Below are 19,591 nucleotides of genomic sequence, written 5' to 3' on the forward strand. Positions count from 1 at the left end.
CTGCGGCATGATGGGAGCGTGAGCGAGAACCCCATCGAAACACCCAGCGACCAGGTCCCCAGCGCCGCGGTGCGCGCGCACCATGCGGAGACAGCCCAGCGTGTGCGCGAGTACCGCCAGGCCTATTACAACGAGGCCACCTCGCTGGTCTCAGATGCGGAGTTTGATCAGCTCTTTGGGGAGCTGGAGCGCTGGGAGGCTCGCTATCCCGCGCTCATGACCAGCGACTCACCCACGCAGGAGGTGGGTGGGGACGTCTCTGCCATGTTCACCCCGGTCAAGCACCCCACGCGCATGTACTCACTGGAGGACGTATTTTCGCTGGAGGAGCTGCGGGCGTGGGTGGAGCGTGCCACGGCTCAGGCCGGGCAGATCACCCCGAATCAGCCGCTGCGGTGGCTCTCCGAGGCCAAGATTGACGGTCTCGCGATCAACCTGATCTACCGCGACGGCGTCCTGGCCTCCGCGGTCACCCGCGGGGACGGCGTGACCGGTGAAGAGGTCACGGCCAATGTGCTCACCATCAAGGAGATTCCCCGCCGCCTCAGCGGTAGCGGCTGGCCTGCGCAATTGGAAGTCCGCGGGGAGGTCTTCATTGCGTCCAAGGATTTTGAGGCGTTCAACGCCAAGCTGCGCGGTGAAGGCAAGGCGGAGCTGGCCAATCCCCGCAACGCCGCCGCCGGGTCGTTGCGGCAGAAGGACCCGGCCAAGACCGCGGAGCGGCCGCTGCGCATGTTCGCCCACGGCATCGGTGAACGCGAGGGCCTCTCCGCCGCCTCCCAATTTGAGACCTACCAGCTCATGCGTGACTGGGGCCTCCCAGTTTCCCCCTACAACGTGGTGCTGGAGGGCATAGACCAAATCCTGGAGTACATCGCAGAGAAGGGGCAGGAGAGGCACACGCTGGTCCACGAGATCGACGGCATCGTGATCAAGGTGGACAGCTTCGCCATCCAGCGCGCCCTGGGTTACACCTCGCGGGTGCCGCGGTGGGCCGTGGCCTACAAGTTCCCGCCGGAGGAGGTCCACACGGAGCTGTTGGACATCCGCGTGAACGTGGGCCGCACCGGACGCGTGACCCCCTACGGCGTCATGGAACCGGTCAAGGTGGCCGGCTCCACTGTGGAAATGGCCACGCTGCACAACCAGGACGTGGTCAAGGCCAAGAACGTCAAAATTGGCGACATCGTGATCCTGCGCAAGGCCGGGGATGTGATCCCGGAGATTGTGGGTCCGGTGCTGGCTCTGCGTGAGGGACGCGAGGAGCAGCTGCGTGACTTTGTCATGCCGACAGATTGCCCCTCCTGCGGCACCGCCCTTGCCCCCGCCAAGGAGGGGGATATCGACCTTCGGTGCCCCAACGCCGAGCACTGCCCTGCGCAGCTTCGCCAGCGCGTGGAGCACCTGGCCTCTCGTGGCGCCTTCGATATCGAGGCACTGGGGTCTGAGGCCGCCCTGGCACTCACGGTGGGCCATGGGCCTGACCCGGCCACGCTGCCTGGTGGCCTTCCGGAGCCGGCCGGTCCCGGCCCCCTCACCACCGAGGCGGACGTCTTTGAGCTGCTGGATCCCGAGTCCTCGGTATCGGCGGCGTTGGAGGAGGTCAAGGTCTGGCGTGAAAAGCGCCGCAAGAACCCGGAGACTCAGATCAGCGAGGGGACCGGAGTGTGGGAGCTGCTCCCGTACTTCTGGACCAAGCCCACCGCCAAAAAGCCGTCCGTCCCCTCCGCCAATACGGTCAAGCTGCACCAGCAGGTGGGCAAGGCCATGGATGCGGAGCTCTGGCGCGTACTGGTGGCGCTCTCCATCCGGCACGTGGGACCCACGGCCTCACGGGCGCTCGCCACGCGCTTTGGATCAATGGACGCTCTGCGTCAGGCCATCGAGGCAGAGGGCGCGGTGCAGCGCCTCTCTGAGATCGACGGCGTTGGCTCCACCATTGCCGAGTCCGTGGTCGGGTGGTTTGGGGTGCAGTGGCACCGCAACATCGTCGATCGTTGGCAGGCGGCCTGGGCCGCGCAGGATAAGAGCATGGCCGATGAGCGGGACGAGCAGATGGCCAGCACGCTGGAGGGACTCACCATCGTGGTCACCGGAACGCTTCCCACGTTCTCCCGCGACGAGGCCAAAGAGGCCATCATTGTGCGCGGAGGCAAGGCCTCCGGGTCCGTGTCAAAGAAGACCAGCTTTGTGGTCGCTGGCGAGGCGGCCGGGTCCAAGCTGGATAAGGCGGAGCAGCTTGGTGTGCCCGTGCTGGATGAGGACGGCTTCCGACTCCTGCTAGAGGGCGGCGCGGCTGCCGTTGCGGCTCCCGGCCCGGACGCTGATGCTGATGCAGATGGTGACGCGGATGCGACGAAGGACGGGGCCGGGGAATGAATCCGATGCCGGGCACGGAAAACCACCCGTCCGCCTTGTTGCACGTGGCGCGGATGGCGTCCACCGCAGGCGCTCTTGTCCTGGCCCAGCGTGGCGAGGGGCAGTTGGACGGACAGGCGATGAACAAGTCCGCGGGAGGGGATTGGGTCACCGATTTTGACCGACGCGCAGAGCAGGCCGTGCGGCAGGTGATCTCCGGATTCAGGCCCACGGATGTGCTCACTGGGGAGGAATATGCGGACTCGGGCGAGCCCACTGCCGGCGGGTATCGCTGGTCCATCGATCCGTTGGATGGCACGGCCAACTTTGTGCGAGGGATCGTCTACTACGCCACCTCCGTGGGAGTTTATGGGCCCGGTCCGGATGGCCGCGAGCAGTGGTTGGCCGGGGCCGTCACCGCGCCGGCCCTCGGTACGCAGTACTACGCCGGGGCAGGTTTGGGAGCCATGAAGTCTCCTTGGTCGCCGCAGCGCACCGAGTCCGCGGAGGCCCTCACCCTCACGGGCCCCTCAGGCGCCGCCGATGCGCGGATGCTGGCCACGGGCTTTGGCTACGACGCCGATCGGCGAAACTTCCAAGTCAGTGCCTTGGCTGGGCTGATTCCGGACTACGCCAACGTGAGGCGCCTGGGCTCCGCCGCGCTGGATTTGTGCCTGGTGGCAGAGGGGGTGCTGGACGCGTACGCGGAGTTTGGCACGCGCGAGTGGGACTGGGCGGCGGGTGCACTCATCGCTGAGGAGGCGGGTGTCGGTGTTACCCGGCCCGTGATGGAACCCGGGTGGCAGAGCGCTGGCGTGTCACACCCGGAGTCGCTCCCGGCCTTCCCTCAAACCCCCTAATCAGGCGGGTTTCGTGGGGTTGCTCACCAGATGATGCAACGAGTGTCACATTAAGCCCAAACCTTGGGTAATGTGTCAACGTCATCTTCGTCAACCCAGGGGGAGTTCTCATGTCTGAGTATCCGCAGCAGACCCAGCAGTCCAACATGGCGCCGATGGCGCCCAAGACCAACACGATGGCCATCGTCGGCTTCGTCCTGGCCTTCGTCGTGAACATCGCCGGCCTGATCGTGTCGATCATCGCCCGCAAGCAGATCAAGCAGTCGGGTGAGGGTGGAGCCGGCCTGGCGCTGGCCGGCATCATCATCTCCTCGATCTCCATCGTGCTGTCCCTGCTCTGGGTCGCCCTCATCATCATCGCCGTCGCTGCGAACCCGGATGCGATCACGACCACCACGTACGGCCTCTCGCTCGGCCTCTGAGCCATAGCGCTTCCGTAGCACCAAGCCGCGGCCCCGGATCACACCGGGACCGCGGCTTTTTCGCGCCCGGCCTGTCCTTGTCCGGACCCAAGCGGCCTTATCGGCGTGAAGCGGCCTTGAAGGGTGCTTGGCCGCGATAGGCCTGCTTCCGGCTCGGTCCCCGTCCCCGACTCCGGCTCGGACTCCGTCCCTGCCCCGCCCCCGTCTCCGTCCGGACCCAAGCGGCCTTATCGGCGTGAAGCGGCCTTGTAGGGTGCTTGGCCGCGATATGCCTGCTTCCGGCTCGGACTCCGTCTCCGGCCGGACCCAAGCGGCCTTATCGGCGTGAAGCGGCCTTGTAGGGTGCTTGGCCGCGATAGGCCCGCTTCCGGTTCGGACTCCGTCCCCGTCCCCGTCCCCGGCCCCGACCCCGGCCCGGCTCAAGCGGCCTTATCGGCGTGAAGCGGCCTTGTAGGGTGCTTGGCCGCGATAGGCCCGCTTCTCGCGGCCAGCCCCACCGAAACAGCCGTTCAGGCCACGCCGAGTTGCTCCCACAAGACCAGGACCGCGGTCCCGCGCAGCACCGCGTCACGGGGGTTGGCCGCCAAGCGCACCCTCAAGTCGGGGTCGCGCTGGCGAAGCGTGCGCGTGGCAAGGGTTTCCTCGACCGAGCAGAGCAGCGGCCCATCCAACAAGTCGACGTCGCCCACCAGCACCACCTCCGCGAGATCAAGCGCCGCGATCACCGGAGCCAGAGCGATGCCAAGCCGCTCGCCCGCGGAGGTGAGAACGCGCTCGCGACCCGGCGCGCCGGCGTCGAGCAGGGCCCTTTCCAAGTAGGGCATCGCGAGCCATGTCTCCAAGCAACCGCGGCGCCCGCAGGCGCATTCTTGGCCGCCGTCCGTGCCGACCGTGACGTGGCCAATCTCGCCGGCGGCGGAGTGGACGCCGCGCGTGCGGTGGCCGTCGACCATGATGCCGGCGCCCACGCCGCGGCCGATCTTGACCAGGATCATGTCGCGGGAGCCGTCGCCAAACGTGAATTCGCCCATCAGCGCGGCATCGGCGTCGTTGGCCACCAGCGTCGGCAGTCCCGTGTGCTCTTCAAGAAGCGCGCCGAGAGGGACATTTTCCCAGTGCAGGTTCGGCGCGATCAGCACGGTCCCGTGGGCGTCCACGATGCCCGGCGAGCCGACGCCGATGCCGAGGAGCGGAGCGGTGGCCTGCGCGATGGCGCGCTGGACCAGGTCCAGGAGCAGCTCCGTGACGCGGTCGCCGCGCTCGCTGTCTAGGTCCGTGGTGAGGCGGGACAGGACGGTGCCATCCAGGTCCATGACCGCGGCGCTCAGCACGTTCGCCTCCGCCAGGTCCAGGCCCACCACCTGCAGCCCGGTGCGGTTGAGGTCGACCAGGATGGCGGGCTTGCCCGGGCGTCCCTTCTCCGCGGTCCCGAGTTCCACGACGTGATCTCGCTGGAGCAGCTCCGCTACCAGGTCTGACACGGTGACGCGGGTGAGGCCCAGCGTGCGCGAGAGCTCGGCGCGGCTCATGGCACCCCCGGCGTGCAGGGTGCGCAGGACAAGGGACAGGTTGTGCGCCCGCCCGTGGGAGGGGAGGGCGGCGCCGGCGCGTCGGTGTTGCTGGATCCGGCCCGTAGTCGAGGTCATGATGGTTAGTACACTGAACTAACAAACGGAATGCAAGCGCCGGGCCCGGGCGTGTAGAGAAACGTCACGGGTCGACGCCGCTCGGTGGCGGCGCGCTGGCGGCGCGCGGTGCTCGCGTGGCGGGTTGAGCGGGGGGACTCGTGGGGCGGGGAAGCGGGGCACTCGTGGGGCGGGGAAGCGGGCATATCGGCGTGAAGCGGGCTTGTGGGGTGCTTGTGCGCGATAAGGCCGCTTGGGTCCGTCCGCACGCCCACGAGCGCACGCCCACGAACGCACGCCCGCACGCCCGCACGCCCGCGAACCCGCGCACGAACGCGCACCCACCTAGACTGGGCGGGCCGTACTCTGGGCGAGCTCAACCGCGCCCACCCCGCGCCCACCTCAGGAGATTATGGTGTCACATCCGCGTACCACCAGCCGCTCGCTTGTCGCCCGTTTCTTGGGGCGCGGGCCGCTGGAGCGCCTGCCCAAGCGGCCCGATGACCGCGAGGCGCTCCTTGACCTCATCGCCTGGCAGGTTCTACCGGCGGGGAGCACGGAGGATGAGCCGGGCCTGAATCTTCGCCTGCGTGGATTCACCGAGGATACGGCCATGTTGCGCCGCGCCTTGGTGGACCACGGGAGGGTAGAACGCGCCAAAGACGGCTCCCTGTATACGGGTTTGGTGCAGCGCCCGGAGATCACCATTCGCCCGGCGCAGGAGTCGGATGATGCGGAGATTAACCGGTTGACCGTGGCCAGTTACCTGGAGGCGGGGCACTTCCCGGATGCCAAGAGCGGCTACTTGTTGCGCATTTCCACGTCCGCGTCCGCTCGTCGCACCGAGGCAGAGACCTGGGTGGCGGAGCGTGGTGAGCTGATGATGGGTTCCGTCACCCTGGCGGAGCATGGGGGCGTCTGGGCGGATGTGGCCGGCCCCGGGGAGTTGGAGTTCCGCCTGCTCACCGTGGATCCCGCCGTGCAGCGCTCCGGCACCGGGCGCGCGCTGGTCCAGGCGATTCTGGAGGAGGGCCGGCGCCGCCCGCACATCCACCGGGTGGTCCTCTCCACGAACCAGGAGTGGACGGCGGCGAATGACCTTTACCGGGAGGCGGGCTTCCAGCGATTCCCGGAGCGGGATTGGACGCCGGAGGCCCGTCCGGACCTGATTTTGCGCGGCTACGCCAAGGACGTTTAAGCCCCGACCCCTGGCGGCGCGCGCCCGGGTGGGGCATATTCAAGAGTGCGCAACACCGCGGAGACACACGGGAGATGCATCATGGCAGAGATCATGCAGACCACGCTCAAGCCCTCCAAGCTGGAGGTCATCACGCAGTGGATGCGTGCGCAGCCCTGGTATCGCGGCGCCATGAGCCCGCATCTCGAGATCGTGGGTGGCTTTCGGCTGGATGATCCGGACGGCGAGGTGGGGCTGGAGTTCTTTGTGGTGCGGGACGAGCCGGACGGCGTGGAGTACTTTGTGCCGTTGAGTTACCGAGCCGAGCCGCTGCGTGATGGCGAGTCGGAGAATTATCTGGTCGGCACCATGAACCACGGCGTTCTTGGCACCCGCTACGTCTACGACGGCCCGGCGGATCCTGTCTGGCGTGTGGTGGTGGCGGATCTGCTCAATGGGGAGGCCGAGCCCCAGCACCGCACCGAGTCGGAGACCCCGGATCGGACCGTGCGGTTGGTCCCGGGTACCGAGGCGGGCACGGTGGATCACGCCACCGTGGTGCGCGTGCTGCTCGCTGGCCCGGCGGAGGAGCCTGGCGTGGTGCTGCCCTGGAATGCGGCCGACGGCGGCGAAGTCAGCGGGCTGGTACTGCGCGGCCACGCGGGTTAGTCAGCAGGCGACCGCGGTGGCCGGGTGACCCCGGCTGTGCGGCTGAGTCCGCCGCGCCACCTGCAAGTACGCGAGCCTGCCCTGCCCGCTTTTGCCGCGCGCTTTTGCCGCGCCCCCGGGCACTAGACTGGGTGGACCACTGATTCCTTTCCTGGGAGTGATATGTCTGCCATCAGTCGTGACGACGTGGCTCACCTGGCCGAGCTGGCCCACATCGCGATGAGCGATGAGGAGCTGGAGCGTATGGCCGGTGAGCTGGATTCGATCGTCGACGCCATTGCCTCTGTGTCCGAGGTGGCGGGGGAGAACATCCCCGCCACGAGCCACCCCATCCCGTTGCAGAACGTGTTCCGCGACGATGTGGTTGGCCAGACCCTGACGCAGGAGGAGGCGCTGCAAAACGCGCCCGACGCGCAGGATGGCCGCTTTAAGGTGCCCGCGATCTTGGATGAGGACTGATTACATGAGCCAGATCATCACACTCTCCGCGGCGGAGCTTGCCGCGGCGCTGCGTGCAGGTGAGGTCACGAGCGTTGAGGCCGTCCAGGCCCACCTTGACCGCATCGCCGCGGTGGATGACGCCGAGTCCGGCGTCCACGCCTTCTTGCACATCAACGCAGAGGAGGCGCTCGCCGTCGCCTCTGAGGTGGACGCGATCCGCGCGGCCGGTGGCGCGGAGGCGCAGGCCTTGCACCCGCTGGCCGGCGTGCCCATCGCCGTCAAGGACCTGATCGTCACGAAGGGCCAGCCCACCACGGCCGGCTCGGCCATGCTGAAGGGCTGGATGAGCCCGTATGACGCCACGGTGATTGAGAAGATCCGTGCCGCCAAGCTCCCCATTCTTGGCAAGACGAACCTGGATGAGTTTGCTCAGGGCTCCTCCACGGAGCATTCCGCGTACGGCAATACCCGTAACCCGTGGGACTTGAATCGCATTCCCGGCGGCTCCGGTGGCGGTTCTGCCGCGGCCGTGGCGGCGTTTGAGGCGCCCCTGGCCCTCGGCACGGACACGGGCGGTTCCATCCGTCAGCCCGGCGCCGTCACGGGCACCGTGGGCGCCAAGCCCACCTACGGCGCGGTCTCTCGCTACGGCGCCATTGCCATGGCCTCTTCCCTGGATCAGATTGGTCCGGTGACCCGCACGGTGCTGGATTCGGCCCTGTTGCAGGAGCTCATTGGCGGCCACGACCCTAAGGATTCCACCTCGCTTCCCGAGCCGGTTCCGGCGCTGTCCGACGCCGCTCGGTTGGGTGCCGCGGGCGACCTCACGGGTGTGCGCGTGGGAGTCATCGACGAGTTGGGCGGCGAGGGATACGAGGAGGGCGTGAAGGCGCGCTTTGAGGAGTCCCTTGAGTTGCTCAAGGCGCGCGGCGCAGAGATCGTCACGGTCTCCTGCCCGCACTTCAAGTACGCGCTCTCCGCGTACTACTTGATCATGCCCTCGGAGATGTCCTCCAACCTGGCCAAGTTTGATGGCGTCCGCTACGGGCAGCGCGTGCTGCCGGAGTCCGGGCCCGTCACGATTGAGCGCGTCATGGGTGCCACCCGTGCCGCCGGCTTTGGCGATGAGGTCAAGCGCCGCATCATCCTGGGCACCTATGCCCTGTCCGCTGGCTACTACGACGCCTATTACGGCTCGGCGCAGAAGGTTCGCACCCTGATCCAGCGCGACTTCGAGGCCGCGTTCCAGTCCGCGGATGTGCTGGTTTCTCCCACGTCACCGACCGTGGCGTTTGAGCTGGGCGCCAAGATCGATGACCCGCTGGCCATGTACCTGAACGACATCGCGACCATCCCGGCCAACCTGGCCGGCGTGCCTGGCATCTCCGTGCCCGGTGGCCTCTCCGAGGGGTTGCCGGTGGGCATCCAGTTCCTGGCCCCGGCCCACGAGGATGCACGCATGTACCGCGTTGCCGCCGCATTGGAAGCAGCCCTTGAGCAGCAGTGGGGCCACCCGCTGCTGGCAGAGGCGCAGGATCTTGAATCGGCCGTGGCTGCGGCCAAGGAGGGCAAGAACTGATGAGCACCGAGGCGACCGTCGACTTTGACGAGGCTCTGACGCGCTACGACCCCGCTTTGGGGTTTGAGGTGCACATTGAGCTCAATACCAAGACCAAGATGTTCTCAGATGCGCCCAATGAGTTTGGCGATCTGGCCAATACCAATGTCACGCCGGTGGACCTTGGCCTGCCCGGCACGCTGCCCGTGGTCAACGGCAAGGCCATTGAGTACTCCATCAAGCTGGGCCTGGCGCTGAATTGCTCCATCGCGGAGTCCTGCCGCTTTGCCCGCAAGAACTACTTCTACCCGGACAATCCCAAGAACTTCCAGACCTCGCAGTATGACGAGCCCATTGCGTTTGAGGGCTGGTTGGACATCGAGTTGGAGTCCGGGCGCGTGATCCACGTGGAGATTGAGCGCGCGCACATGGAGGAGGACGCCGGCAAGCTGACCCACCTGGGCGGCGCGGACGGCCGCATCCAGGGTGCGCAGACCTCGCTGGTGGATTACAACCGCGCCGGCGTGCCGCTCGTGGAGATCGTGACCAAGCCCATCCTGGGTGTCGGCGCGGATGCTCCGGAGCTTGGCAGGCGCTACGTGTCCGCCATCCGCGACATCGTGAAGGCGCTGGATGTTTCCGACGCCCGCATGGAGCGCGGCAACGTGCGCTGTGACGCCAACGTGTCGCTGATGCCCAAGGGCTCCACCACGTTGGGCACGCGTTCTGAGACCAAGAACGTCAACTCCCTTCGCTCCATTGAGCGTGCGGTGCGCCACGAGATTGAGCGCCACGCCGCGATCCTGGACGCCGGCGAGTCGGTGGTCCAAGAGACGCGCCACTGGCACGAGGACACCCGCACCACCTCCTCCGGCCGGCCCAAGTCTGACGCGGATGATTACCGCTATTTCCCGGAGCCGGACCTGGTTCCCGTGGTGACCAGCCGCGAGCGCGTGGAGGAGATCCGGGCCACCCTTCCGGAGCTCCCGGCCGCGCGCCGCGCCCGCCTGCAGGTGGACTGGGGCTTCTCCGATGAGGAGTTCCGCGACATCGTCAACGCCGGTCTGCTGGAGGCCATCGAGGAGACGGTTGCCGCCGGCGCCACTCCCGCCGCCGCCCGCAAGTGGTGGATGGGCGAGATCTCCCGCCTGGCCAAGGACACCGAGAAGGAAGCCACCGAGCTGGGCATTTTGCCCGCGGACGTGGTGGAGATCGAGGGCCTGATCGCGGGCAAGAAGATCAACGACAAGATCGCCAAGAAGGTTCTCACCGCCGTCGCGGCTGGCGAGGGCCGCCCGGGCCAGATCGTGGAGGCCAAGGGCTTGGCCGTCGTTTCCGACGACGGCCCGCTGCTGGCCGCCATCGAGGACGCCATGGCCGGCGCTCCGGACGTGGTGGAGAAGATTAAGGCAGGCAAGGTCGCCGCGATTGGCGCCCTGATTGGCCCGGTCATGAAGGCCACGCGTGGACAGGCGGACGCCGGTCGCGTGCGCGAGCTGGTGCTGCAGAAGCTGGGCGTGCAGGGCTAGCCCCGCGCCGCACTGACGCGGTACAGCGCAACGCCACCGGGCGTCGTCGAGCACATCTGCCCGGCAACGCCCGGTGGCGTTTTCGCGCCGCCGGCGCCGCAGGTGCGACACCACGGCGTGCGGCTGGGATCATGGTGGGGTGACCAACATCGACATCACCGTTCTGGGCTCCGCCAATCTGGATATCACCGCGACCGTGCCGCGCCTCCCCGGCCCCGGGGAGACCCTGCTGGGCACCTCCCTGACGCATTCGCCGGGAGGGAAGGGCGCCAACCAGGCCCTGGCCGCCTCCCGCGCAGGCGCCACCGTCAGGTTTATAGGTGCGGTGGGCCAGGATGCCGCCGCGGCGCAGGCGCTGGAGTTGTTAGAGGCGGATGGCGTGGACCTGGAGCATCTGCTTCGCGTGGAGACGGAGCCCACGGGCACCGCGCTGATTGCCGTGGATGAGGCGGGCGAGAACAACATCATCGTGATCCCCGGCGCCAACGCAGCGCTGGATGCGGACGCCGTGCGCGCCCAGGCGGATCAGATCCGGGGACTGCTAGTGCTCCAGGGAGAGGTGCCCGCGAGCGGCTTGGCGGCGGCGGTGGCCGTGGCGCCGGGGCGCGTAGTCCTGAACCTTGCCCCCGTCATTGAGGTGCCGCGCGAGGTGTTCCTCGCCGCGGATCCGCTGGTGGTCAACGAGCACGAGGGCGCGCTGGCGCTGACGCAGCTGGGCGGGCAGCCCCAGGGGCTGGGGGAGGCCGAGGTGGTCGCCGCCCTGCGCGCCAAGGGCGTTCCAAGCGTGGTCATGACGCTAGGGGCGCAGGGCGCTCTGGTCAGCGGCGCCCCCGAGCAGGACCTGCCGGCAACAGACCTGCAGGCAACAGACCTGCCCGACGACGCTGGCTCGGTCCGGGTGCCGCGCGTGAAGGTCGCTGCGGTGGACGCCACGGGCGCCGGGGATGCCTTTGTTGGCGCCTTGGCGGCGCGGCTTGCGGCGGGGGAGGGGCTGGTCGCCGCCGCGACGTATGCCGCCCGGTTTGCCGCGGATACGGTCACTCGTCCGGGCGCGCAGGCCTCCTACCCAGCGGCCGGGGCACCGCTGGGCTGAGAGGGTGGCCCACTCCTGAGAACTTGCCCAGGAGGTGGGTGCGGGAGGGTACATGGCGTTGACACGCAGGCCCTGTCGCCGTTTGCTTGGAGGAGACGCCGGTCACATCGCGTGGCCGGTGCAATCTTCATGGAAGAGGCTCGCATGACTCAGACCGGTTTTACGGGGATCAATGTCGCATCGGTGCTCGTGGAGAGCGCGCATCGGCATGCGAGCCGCACGGCCATCACGCTTGGCCCGCAGTCCCTGAGCTACACCCAGGTGTGGGCTCAGACGCGCGCCTACGCGGGGGCGTTGCGGGCCAAGGGTGTTGGTCCCGGGTCCAAGGTCGCCGTGCTGATGCCCAATATCCCGCACTTCGCCTTCACCTACTACGCGGTCCTTGGCCTCGGCGCCACGGTGGTGCCGGTGCACGCGCTGCTGAAGCGGCACGAGATTGAGTACGTGCTGGCGGACTCCGAGGCAAGCATCCTGGTGGCGGCCGCGCCGCTGCTTGGTGAGGGCGCCCCGGGGGCCCAAGCCGCCGGCGTCGAGCTGTTGTCCGTCCTGGCACCGGAGGAACTGGGCACCACCCGCCTGGAGGACCTGGCCGCCGCCGCCACGCCGATCGACCAGATCGAGCTGTGCCACCCGGAGGACATCGCGGCGATTCTCTACACCTCTGGCACCACCGGCAAGCCCAAGGGCGCCATGCTCTCCCACTTCGCGCTGCTGGAGCAGACCAGCGCGCTGCTCATCGGGACGTTCGACATGGACGAGAACGACAAGATCTTGGGCGCCTTGCCGCTCTTTCACATCTTTGGGCAGACCATTGTGCTCAACCTCGGGATTCGCTCCGGCGCCGAGCTGGTGCTGGTGCCCAAGTTCAACGGCGCGGAGGCCTGGGACGCGCTGGTCAATGGCGGCATCACCATCATGGCCGGTGTGCCCACCATGTACGTGGCCCTGGTGGAGGCGGCCCGCGGCAAGGAGGATCGCCCGTCATCGCTGCGCTACGCGGTCTCCGGCGGCGCCGCCCTGCCGCTGAGCATCCTGGAGCGCTTTGAGCAGGCCTCCGGCGCGCTCATCCACGAGGGCTACGGCCTCACGGAGACCAGCCCGGTGGTGAGCTTCAACGAGGTGGGTGTTCCCACCGTTCCCGGCTCCATTGGCCGCCCCATTTGGGGTATTGACGCGGAGATCGCGGACCCGGCTATCGCAGACAAGATTGTGCTGCTGCCCCGTGGCGAGCTGGGCGAGGTGGTGGTGCGTGGGCACAACCTCTTCTCCGGCTACCTGGGGCGCCCAGAGGCCACCGCAGAGGCCGTGGTGGATGGCTGGTTCCGCACGGGCGACCTAGGCACCAAGGGCGAGGATGACTACCTGCGCATCATGGATCGCAAAAAAGACATGGTGCTGCGAAATGGTTACAATGTCTACCCGCGAGAAGTAGAAGAGGCGCTGCTGACGCACCCCGAGATCTCCAACGTCGCCGTCTACGGCGTGCCGGATGACGTGCGCGGTCAGGAAGTTGCCGCGGCGGTGACACTCACTCCCGGCTCCACTTTGACGGTGGAGGCAGTGCGTGCGTACGGCGAGGAGCGCTTGGCCGCCTACAAGTACCCGCGCATCGTCGAGCTGGTGCAGGAGTTCCCCGTGGGGCCCTCTGGCAAGATCCTGAAGCGCGAGCTGGTGGCCTCTTATGTTGAACGAGTGGGCGGCGCTAGCGCGTGAGTACCCCACCCCTCCCGGGGCAGCCTGGGGTGCACTCGGTTCAGCGTCAGCTCACGGAGGCGGAGATTGCCGCCCTCGCGACTGCCCCGCGCCGCAAGATCCTGTTCCCCTTGCTCGGGTGGAGTTACCTCGCGGTGCTCGTGGTCGTTGGAGTCGTGACATTCCTTCTTGCCGGGTGGCAGGCGACCATCCTCTTCCTGGTGCTGATCACGTTCGCCTTCGGCGTTGCCGCGGCGATCGGCGTTCCGCTTGGCTCGCGGCTGGCCAAAAACACTGTGCGCAGCCGGCTGGGCCCTGACAACGTCCTGACGGTGGCTTGGGACCAGGGCGGGTTCTCCTGGGTGGGGTGGGGAGCTACCATTTCGGCACCGCACCGGGACGTGAAGTGGGCCAAGCGCGCGGGGCAGACCTGGGTGATTCGCTTCCGGATCCGCAACGCGACGGACCCGTACGTGATTGCCCTGCCCCTAGACTTTGTCCCTGACGCGGCCCTGCAACAATGGCGGGCCCAGGGAGTACAAGTGAGCGGTGCATGACCCCAGACGCAGACGTGGAGACCACCCCGGAGCTGGTCAGGGAGCTGTTGCGCGCCCAGGCCCCGCAATGGGCTGACCTGCCCCTGGAGCCGGTGGCGCAGGGCTGGGACAACTCCATGTTCAGGCTGGGGGAGAGGCTCGCCGTGCGGCTACCGCGGCGGGCCAGCGCCGCTCAGCAGGTGCGCGCGGAGGCGCAGTGGGCAGAGGAAGCCGGGTGGGGGCTCAGCCTGCCGGTGCCGGTGCCCCAGTTCCTGGGTGAGCCGGATGAGCTCTTCCCCTATGCGTGGACAGTCACGCAGTTTTTTCCGGGGGAGACGGCAGCGCATCTGAGCATGGCTCAACGCGACTCCTACGCGGAGCAGCTAGCCGGGTTCCTGGTCGGTTTTCACCGCCTGGCTCCCCTGGACGCGCCGGAGAACTCCGTGCGCGGCACCGCCGTGGCGCAGCGGCTCCAGCGCTGGGGCCAGACCCTGGACCAGGTGCCGCACCAACTGCGCCCGGGCCTGGAGCAGGCTCAGGAGATCGCGGCGGCGGCCCGCCCGTGGGAGCTCCCCGCCCGGTGGATCCACGGGGACCCACATGCCTCCAACCTGATCGCAGAGCCACGCGGGGACGGGGCCCGCCTGCTGGCCGCGGTGGACCTGAGTGACCTCACCTCCGGTGACCCCGCGAGCGACCTCGGCATTGCGCTGACACAGTTCTCGCCCGAGGGGGCCAGCCGCTTCCGCTCGGCCTACGGCCGCGGCGCGTTCTGGGCGGATGCCGATCTCTGGGACCGCGCCGGCGGCTGGCGGGCCAACTTCCTGGCCCTAATGCACAGCGACGAGGGGCGCCTCGGTGCCATCAGTCGCGAGGTCCTCGCGACGTAACGGCCTAGCAGCCCGGTGTCCCGGCGTCCTAACGGCCGATTCCGCCCGTCTCCTTCCGTTCCGCCCAGAGCTGGCGCGCCTCCTGCGCAAGGATCCCGGCGGCGTCGGGCAGGGACTGTGCACTGACGCCGGCAAAGGTCACGCGCAGGAACTGTGCCGGGGGCTCCGCCGGGAACCACGCCTCCCCGGTGCGCACCCGCACCCCGCGGGCCAGGCAGCGCGCCACCAGCTCGGCCGCGTCCACCAGCGGGTCCACGCGCACCCACGCGTGCAGGCCGCCGCGCGGCACCGACTCCACCGTGAGCGCCGGCGCGGCAGGTGCCAGCAGGCGCAGGAGCAGGTCCCGGCGCTGCGTCAGTTCACGCCGCAGCCGCTTCAGGTGCGCGGGCCACCCGGCGGCGGTGACCACGTCCAACAGGGCCGCCTGCAGCAGGGGGCTCACGTACATGGCCTGCGCCGCGATCTCGCCCACCAGCCGGTCCCGCACCGGGCCGCGCGCCGTCACGGCCGCCACGCGCAACGCGGGGGAGACGCTCTTGGTGAGGGAGCGCAGGTGGACCACGCGGCCGTCCGGATCCTGCGCGGCGAGCGGCGCAGGGGTGTCCATGAGCGCAAAGTCGCGCGCCCACTCGTCCTCGACGATGAACGCCCCGTGGGCGCGGGCCACCTCCAGCATCGCGGCCCGGCGCGGCTCATCCCACACCGCACCGTGCGGATTGGAGAACGTGGGTTGGGCATAGAACGCGTGGGCACCGCTACTGGCAAAGGCCGCGTCCACGGCCTCCGGGTCCGGGCCATGAGGGCCGGACGCCACCGGAATCAGCCGGACGCCGACCTGCGCCGCGGCCAGCATGGCGCCCCAATACGTGGGGGACTCCACGAGGAGGGCGTTCCCGGTGCCCACCACGGCCCGGAAGATGGCGCTGAGGCCGGCCTGGGAACCCGGCAGGATCACGACGTCGCGCTCGCCCGGGGCGGGCTGCGCGGCGGGAATGCGGCTGGCCAGGTCCTGGGCAAACCAGCGGCGCAGCGAAGACAGTCCAGCCACCGGTGCGCGCGTCAGCGCCGCCTCGGAGCGGGCCGCACGGGTCAGCGCCTGGCGGATCAGCGCGGAGGGGTACAGCTCCTGATCGGGGTAGCCCTCGCCCAGGTCCATCGCGTCCGCAGCGCCATCCACCAGCACGGTGCCCCGGTGGAGGTGCCCGGCCGGGCTGGGGCCAAGGGCGGAGGTTTGCCAGCTGAAGTCCTCCGGCGCGGTTGCGCGTTGTCGGGCCACGAAGGTGCCATCCCCTGGGCGGGTCTCCACCCGGCCCTCGGCGGTGAGCGTGCGCAGGGCGGCCTGCACGGTTCCCGGTCCGACGCCGTGCTGCGCCGCGAGCGCGCGGGTGGCGGGCAGGCGCGTGCCCGGCGCCAGCTGGGCAAGGTGGCGGCGCAGGGATACGGCAAGACGATCACTGCTACTGTGGTTCATGAAACTAGATGGTAGCGCTATTCATCCCGCAGGCGAAGCGATATTGAGCACGCCCGCCCGGACTCGCGGCGCCGCAGGGCTCTGGTGGGGAGCGCTCGGCATCCTGGCCTTCTCCTTTACCGTCCCGCTGACGCGTGTGGCCGTGGGGGCGGGGTTGCCCGCCCTCTTCGTTGGTGCTGGCCGGGCGGTGGTGGCCGCTGTGCTGGCCGCCATCTTGTTGGCCATCCTGCGCCCGGCGCGGCCGCGGGGGCGCCAATGGCTCAGCCTGGCCGTGGTGGCGTTCGGGGTGGTGCTCGGGTTCCCGCTACTGACCTCCTACGCCTTGGCATCCGTGCCGGCCTCCCACGCCGCCACGGTGATTGCCGTGGTCCCCGCTGTGACGGCCGTGTTCGCCTGCCTGCGCACCGGCGAGCGGCCCAAGGCTCGCTTCTGGATCTTCGCCGCCCTGGGCTCCCTGGCCGGCGTGCTCTTTGCCGCCATCCAGGGCGGAGGATTAGGTGGCCTGCACGCGGCAGACCTACTGCTTTTTGGGGCGGTGATCGCCGTGGCGATCGGTTACGCCGAAGGTGGTGTGCTCTCCAAGACGCTTGGCTCGTGGCAGACCATCTCCTGGGCGCTGATCATCTCGCTCCCCGCGACCACCGCGCTCACCGGATTCAGCGCGGTGGGGCAAGACGTGCAGGCCAGCTTCATCGGGTGGCTGTGTTTTGCCTACCTGGCGGTGGTCAGCATGTTCCTTGGCTTCTTTGCCTGGTATCGCGGCTTGGCGATTGGCCCCATGGTGCGTGTGAGCCAGGTGCAGCTCATGCAGCCGCTGCTCTCCATCGTGTGGGCTGCCTGGTTCCTGGCGGAAGCGCTGACGTGGGCCACTGTGCTTGGCGGGTTGGTCGTGGTGCTCTTTGCCTGGTTGGCGGTGCGCTCCCGGCGGTGAGCCGGCTGAATCAGCGCTGGCCGGATCCCGTTTCTTTCTCGCGGGCCGTTCCTCCCCGGAGACCGTTCCGCCCCGGAGGCCCTTCCGCCCCGCGGGCTAGCGGGCCAGGGGCAGCATGCGCTCTGGCACCACGGACTTCATGACCAGCGTGGTCGTCAGCCGGCGCACCCCCGGCAACGCGGAGAGCTGCTCGTCATAGAGCTGCTGGAAGGCCGCCAGGTCCCGGGTCACCACGCGCAGCAGGTAGTCCGTTTCGCCGATGAGGCGCTGGGCAAGGATCACGTTGGGCAGCCCGCTCACGGCCGCCTCAAAGAGGGGAATGGTGGTGTGGTTGGCCGCCTCTAGCGTGACAAAGAGCAGGGTCTCAAAGCCGAATCCGAGCCGCTGCGCATCCAGCATGGCGCGGTAGCCCGTGATGATGCCCTCTGTCTCCAACGCCCGCAGCCGGCGGTGGCACGGGGAGACCGAGAGCCCCACCCGCTCTGCCAGCTGGGTGACGGTCAGGCGGCCGTCGTCCTGCAGCGTTGAAAGGATTTGCCAATCCAGTGCGTCCATGCGGACTATTCTTCCTCAGACTCGCGCGGATTCGGCTAATTCAGGGAAGCACCTTCCAACGAATATTGCCTAGTCTTCCTGTCGTAGCGATGCGGCGCCCCTGCGGGCCCCATCTACGCAGCACTCAAGGATTCATCAGAGGGGAGATGCAGGCGCATGGAATCGGGAATGATCTGGGCCTTTTGGGGCGTGTCGATGCTGTTCATCATGACGCCGGGCGCCGATTGGGCCTACGCCATTTCCGGTGGCCTGAAGCACCGCGTGCTCCCCAGCGTCACGGGGCTGTGGGCCGGGCATCTCCTGAGTGTGCTGGTGGTCGCGGCGGGCGTGGGCGCCTTGCTGGCGCAGGTGCCGGGCGCGCTCACCGCGCTGACCCTGATGGGTGCCGTGTACCTGGTCTGGCTTGGTGTGGGCGTGCTGCGCCAAAGCTCCGGCGCTCAGGACCTGACCATGGAGGCTCCCGTTGGATCCCCAGGGCGCTGGTTCGGCAAGGGGATCGGCGTCAGCGGCATGAACCCCAAGCTCATTCTGCTCATGACCGCGGTCATGCCGCAGTTCACCAGCCACTCCGCCAGCTGGCCGCTTGGTGCGCAACTCCTGGCACTCGGCTCTGTCCACCTGCTGGGATGCGCCGTCATCTACGTCCTGGTGGGCCTGACCGCGCAGCGGGTGCTGGGCACCCGACCGGCGCTGGCTCGTTGGATCACCCGCTTCTCCGGGGTCGCCATGATCCTGATCGGGACCGTGCTTGCCGCGGAGCGCGTGGCGCACTGGATCTGACGGCGGGCGCTCAGTTGCCCGACGCCGCGGCGGGGCCACCTCCGCCGGGCCGCGCACCTTCCATGACCTCACGCAGCGCAAGCAGCACGCGCTGCACGGCCGGCCGCGCCAGGGTCTCGGGCCGCGCGAGCGCCTCGATTAGGCGCACCTGAGGTGCGCCGCGCAGGGGACGCAACACCACGCCGTCGGGCACCATGGCACCGGCCGTGTAGCGCGGTAGGGCCGCAATCACGCCGGTGTGGGCCACTAGGGAGGCCACCGTGGCGTAGTCGTTGACGCGGTGCTCCACGCGCACATGGCGGTGCGCTGCGGCGCCCACCAGCGCCAGCACGTCCGCGGGGGAGTAGCCCTCGCGGGAGCTGACCCAGCGCTCATCCGCCAGGTCGGCTGGGTCAAGGGCGTCCCGGCCCGCGAGGCGGTGCGCGGCAGGCAGCGCGATATCGAACGGCTCGCGCAAGAGCTCCACGGCGCTCACGCCGCCGCCCCACGGCGGAGCGTGGTCCACGCGGTGCGCCAGGACCAGGTCGTATTCGGAGGTGAGCGCCGGAACCCTTGCCCCAGGCACGTCCTCGTCCCCGATCGTGACGGTGGGCCCGTTGGCGGCGGCCAGCCGCGCGACCAGCCGCCCGCCAAGCAGTGGCCCCACCGAATGGAAGAGGGCCACCGAAACGGGCGCGTCTGCGGCGGCGTCGTGCGCCGTGACCGCCGCCTCCGCCCGCGCCATCGCCACGAGCACCTCCCGCGCGGCGGCGCTCAACGCCCGCCCCGCCTCGGTCAGGAGCAGCCCGCGCCCCTCCCTGCGTGTCAGGGCCACCCCGGCCTCGCGCTGGAGCTGCGCCAGCTGCTGGGACACGGCGGAGGGGCTGATGTAGAGCGCCTGGGCCACGGCCCGGAGCGAGCCCAGGTCCTCCAGGAGGCGCAGCGTGCGCAGGTGGGTGACGTCCATGGGCCAAGCATAGTGAAGAAGCCCTTCACCGTTACATGACAAACATCTGCCGTTCCTT

The 19,591-nt window shown here is 68.7% G+C and carries 18 protein-coding genes; 14 read left to right on the forward strand and 4 right to left on the reverse strand.

Translation table 11 applies throughout. From position 1 onward, the window contains the following. Positions 1-18: 18 nt before the first annotated feature. The 3 genes from ligA to DWQ67_RS06165 all read left to right on the forward strand — a co-directional run bounded on the left by ligA (position 19) and on the right by DWQ67_RS06165 (position 3,640). Positions 19-2,379 (forward strand): NAD-dependent DNA ligase LigA, encoded by a 2,361-nt coding sequence (ligA, locus tag DWQ67_RS06155; RefSeq protein WP_121484717.1) that lies wholly within the window; start codon positions 19-21, stop codon positions 2,377-2,379. Beyond that, positions 2,376-3,218 carry an inositol monophosphatase family protein gene (locus tag DWQ67_RS06160; RefSeq protein ID WP_233555939.1) on the forward strand — a complete coding sequence of 281 codons (843 nt, stop codon included), beginning with the start codon at positions 2,376-2,378 and terminating at the stop codon, positions 3,216-3,218. The genes ligA and DWQ67_RS06160 overlap by 4 nt, the downstream gene beginning before the upstream one ends. 110 nt (positions 3,219-3,328) lie before the next feature. Further along, complete coding sequence (locus DWQ67_RS06165; protein ID WP_121484718.1) at positions 3,329-3,640, forward strand: DUF4190 domain-containing protein; 312 nt, start codon at positions 3,329-3,331, stop codon at positions 3,638-3,640. Positions 3,641-4,149: 509 nt separating this feature from the next. Here DWQ67_RS06165 and DWQ67_RS06170 read toward each other — a convergent pair. Then, the gene (locus DWQ67_RS06170) at positions 4,150-5,286 is read right to left on the reverse strand and encodes an ROK family transcriptional regulator (protein ID WP_121484719.1); all 1,137 of its coding nucleotides are present in this window, start codon (positions 5,284-5,286) and stop codon (positions 4,150-4,152) included. Between the two features lie 394 nt (positions 5,287-5,680). Between DWQ67_RS06170 and DWQ67_RS06175 the strand changes: the two genes are divergently transcribed. The 9 genes from DWQ67_RS06175 (at position 5,681) to DWQ67_RS06215 (ending at position 14,850) form a co-directional block, all read left to right on the forward strand. Continuing rightward, complete coding sequence (locus DWQ67_RS06175) at positions 5,681-6,463, forward strand: GNAT family N-acetyltransferase (protein ID WP_233555940.1); 783 nt, start codon at positions 5,681-5,683, stop codon at positions 6,461-6,463. 81 nt (positions 6,464-6,544) lie between these two features. After that, on the forward strand, positions 6,545-7,111 hold the full coding sequence (locus DWQ67_RS06180) for a maltokinase N-terminal cap-like domain-containing protein (protein ID WP_121484721.1): 567 nt from the start codon (positions 6,545-6,547) through the stop codon (positions 7,109-7,111). A 162-nt stretch (positions 7,112-7,273) separates the two neighbouring features. Beyond that, positions 7,274-7,570, forward strand: a complete 297-nt coding sequence (gene gatC / locus DWQ67_RS06185; RefSeq protein WP_121484722.1) for an Asp-tRNA(Asn)/Glu-tRNA(Gln) amidotransferase subunit GatC — start codon at positions 7,274-7,276, stop codon at positions 7,568-7,570. A 4-nt stretch (positions 7,571-7,574) separates the two neighbouring features. Next, a complete protein-coding gene (gatA, locus tag DWQ67_RS06190; protein WP_121484723.1) occupies positions 7,575-9,131 on the forward strand; it encodes an Asp-tRNA(Asn)/Glu-tRNA(Gln) amidotransferase subunit GatA in 1,557 nt (518 codons plus the stop codon). Then, entirely contained in the window at positions 9,131-10,639 is a 1,509-nt protein-coding gene (gene gatB, locus DWQ67_RS06195) for an Asp-tRNA(Asn)/Glu-tRNA(Gln) amidotransferase subunit GatB (protein WP_121484724.1), read from the forward strand. The genes gatA and gatB overlap by 1 nt, the downstream gene beginning before the upstream one ends. 139 nt (positions 10,640-10,778) lie before the next feature. Then, entirely contained in the window at positions 10,779-11,732 is a 954-nt protein-coding gene (locus tag DWQ67_RS06200) for a ribokinase (protein WP_199712624.1), read from the forward strand. A gap of 144 nt (positions 11,733-11,876) precedes the next feature. Then, positions 11,877-13,445, forward strand: a complete 1,569-nt coding sequence (locus DWQ67_RS06205) for a long-chain-fatty-acid--CoA ligase (RefSeq protein WP_121484915.1) — start codon at positions 11,877-11,879, stop codon at positions 13,443-13,445. Further along, positions 13,442-13,981 (forward strand): hypothetical protein, encoded by a 540-nt coding sequence (locus DWQ67_RS06210; RefSeq protein ID WP_147433636.1) that lies wholly within the window; start codon positions 13,442-13,444, stop codon positions 13,979-13,981. The genes DWQ67_RS06205 and DWQ67_RS06210 overlap by 4 nt, the downstream gene beginning before the upstream one ends. Continuing rightward, positions 13,978-14,850 carry a phosphotransferase gene (locus tag DWQ67_RS06215; RefSeq protein WP_158595389.1) on the forward strand — a complete coding sequence of 291 codons (873 nt, stop codon included), beginning with the start codon at positions 13,978-13,980 and terminating at the stop codon, positions 14,848-14,850. The genes DWQ67_RS06210 and DWQ67_RS06215 overlap by 4 nt, the downstream gene beginning before the upstream one ends. A 28-nt stretch (positions 14,851-14,878) precedes the next feature. On the opposite strand, the gene DWQ67_RS06220 is transcribed toward DWQ67_RS06215, so the two are convergent. Further along, entirely contained in the window at positions 14,879-16,321 is a 1,443-nt protein-coding gene (locus DWQ67_RS06220; protein WP_121484727.1) for an aminotransferase-like domain-containing protein, read from the reverse strand. Between DWQ67_RS06220 and DWQ67_RS06225 the strand changes: the two genes are divergently transcribed. Then, positions 16,320-17,252 carry a DMT family transporter gene (locus DWQ67_RS06225; protein ID WP_121484728.1) on the forward strand — a complete coding sequence of 311 codons (933 nt, stop codon included), beginning with the start codon at positions 16,320-16,322 and terminating at the stop codon, positions 17,250-17,252. The genes DWQ67_RS06220 and DWQ67_RS06225 overlap by 2 nt on opposite strands. Positions 17,253-17,348: 96 nt before the next feature. Here DWQ67_RS06225 and DWQ67_RS06230 read toward each other — a convergent pair whose 3' ends face one another. Beyond that, a complete protein-coding gene (locus DWQ67_RS06230) occupies positions 17,349-17,807 on the reverse strand; it encodes an Lrp/AsnC family transcriptional regulator (protein WP_121484729.1) in 459 nt (152 codons plus the stop codon). 156 nt (positions 17,808-17,963) lie between these two features. On the opposite strand from DWQ67_RS06230, the gene DWQ67_RS06235 reads away from it, so the two are divergent. Next, positions 17,964-18,587 carry a LysE family translocator gene (locus tag DWQ67_RS06235; protein ID WP_121484730.1) on the forward strand — a complete coding sequence of 208 codons (624 nt, stop codon included), beginning with the start codon at positions 17,964-17,966 and terminating at the stop codon, positions 18,585-18,587. A gap of 10 nt (positions 18,588-18,597) precedes the next feature. Here DWQ67_RS06235 and DWQ67_RS06240 read toward each other — a convergent pair whose 3' ends face one another. Further along, positions 18,598-19,533 carry a LysR family transcriptional regulator gene (locus tag DWQ67_RS06240; RefSeq protein ID WP_121484731.1) on the reverse strand — a complete coding sequence of 312 codons (936 nt, stop codon included), beginning with the start codon at positions 19,531-19,533 and terminating at the stop codon, positions 18,598-18,600. Positions 19,534-19,591: the final 58 nt, after the last annotated feature.

Origin of the sequence: Galactobacter caseinivorans (genome assembly GCF_003640665.1) — a bacterium.
Lineage (GTDB): Bacteria > Actinomycetota > Actinomycetes > Actinomycetales > Micrococcaceae > Galactobacter > Galactobacter caseinivorans.

What these genes read in the sequence shown, in the direction of transcription:
- DWQ67_RS06160 (WP_233555939.1), top strand. Translation starts at nt 2,376, where the DNA reads ATGAATCCGATGCCGGGCACGGAAAACCACCCGTCCGCCTTGTTGCAC.
- DWQ67_RS06165 (WP_121484718.1), top strand. Translation starts at nt 3,329, where the DNA reads ATGTCTGAGTATCCGCAGCAGACCCAGCAGTCCAACATGGCGCCGATG.
- DWQ67_RS06170 (WP_121484719.1), bottom strand. Translation starts at nt 5,286, where the DNA reads ATGACCTCGACTACGGGCCGGATCCAGCAACACCGACGCGCCGGCGCC.
- DWQ67_RS06180 (WP_121484721.1), top strand. Translation starts at nt 6,545, where the DNA reads ATGGCAGAGATCATGCAGACCACGCTCAAGCCCTCCAAGCTGGAGGTC.
- gatC (WP_121484722.1), top strand. Translation starts at nt 7,274, where the DNA reads ATGTCTGCCATCAGTCGTGACGACGTGGCTCACCTGGCCGAGCTGGCC.
- gatA (WP_121484723.1), top strand. Translation starts at nt 7,575, where the DNA reads ATGAGCCAGATCATCACACTCTCCGCGGCGGAGCTTGCCGCGGCGCTG.
- gatB (WP_121484724.1), top strand. Translation starts at nt 9,131, where the DNA reads ATGAGCACCGAGGCGACCGTCGACTTTGACGAGGCTCTGACGCGCTAC.
- DWQ67_RS06205 (WP_121484915.1), top strand. Translation starts at nt 11,877, where the DNA reads ATGACTCAGACCGGTTTTACGGGGATCAATGTCGCATCGGTGCTCGTG.
- DWQ67_RS06215 (WP_158595389.1), top strand. Translation starts at nt 13,978, where the DNA reads ATGACCCCAGACGCAGACGTGGAGACCACCCCGGAGCTGGTCAGGGAG.
- DWQ67_RS06225 (WP_121484728.1), top strand. Translation starts at nt 16,320, where the DNA reads ATGAAACTAGATGGTAGCGCTATTCATCCCGCAGGCGAAGCGATATTG.
- DWQ67_RS06220 (WP_121484727.1), bottom strand. Translation starts at nt 16,321, where the DNA reads ATGAACCACAGTAGCAGTGATCGTCTTGCCGTATCCCTGCGCCGCCAC.
- DWQ67_RS06230 (WP_121484729.1), bottom strand. Translation starts at nt 17,807, where the DNA reads ATGGACGCACTGGATTGGCAAATCCTTTCAACGCTGCAGGACGACGGC.
- DWQ67_RS06235 (WP_121484730.1), top strand. Translation starts at nt 17,964, where the DNA reads ATGGAATCGGGAATGATCTGGGCCTTTTGGGGCGTGTCGATGCTGTTC.
- DWQ67_RS06240 (WP_121484731.1), bottom strand. Translation starts at nt 19,533, where the DNA reads ATGGACGTCACCCACCTGCGCACGCTGCGCCTCCTGGAGGACCTGGGC.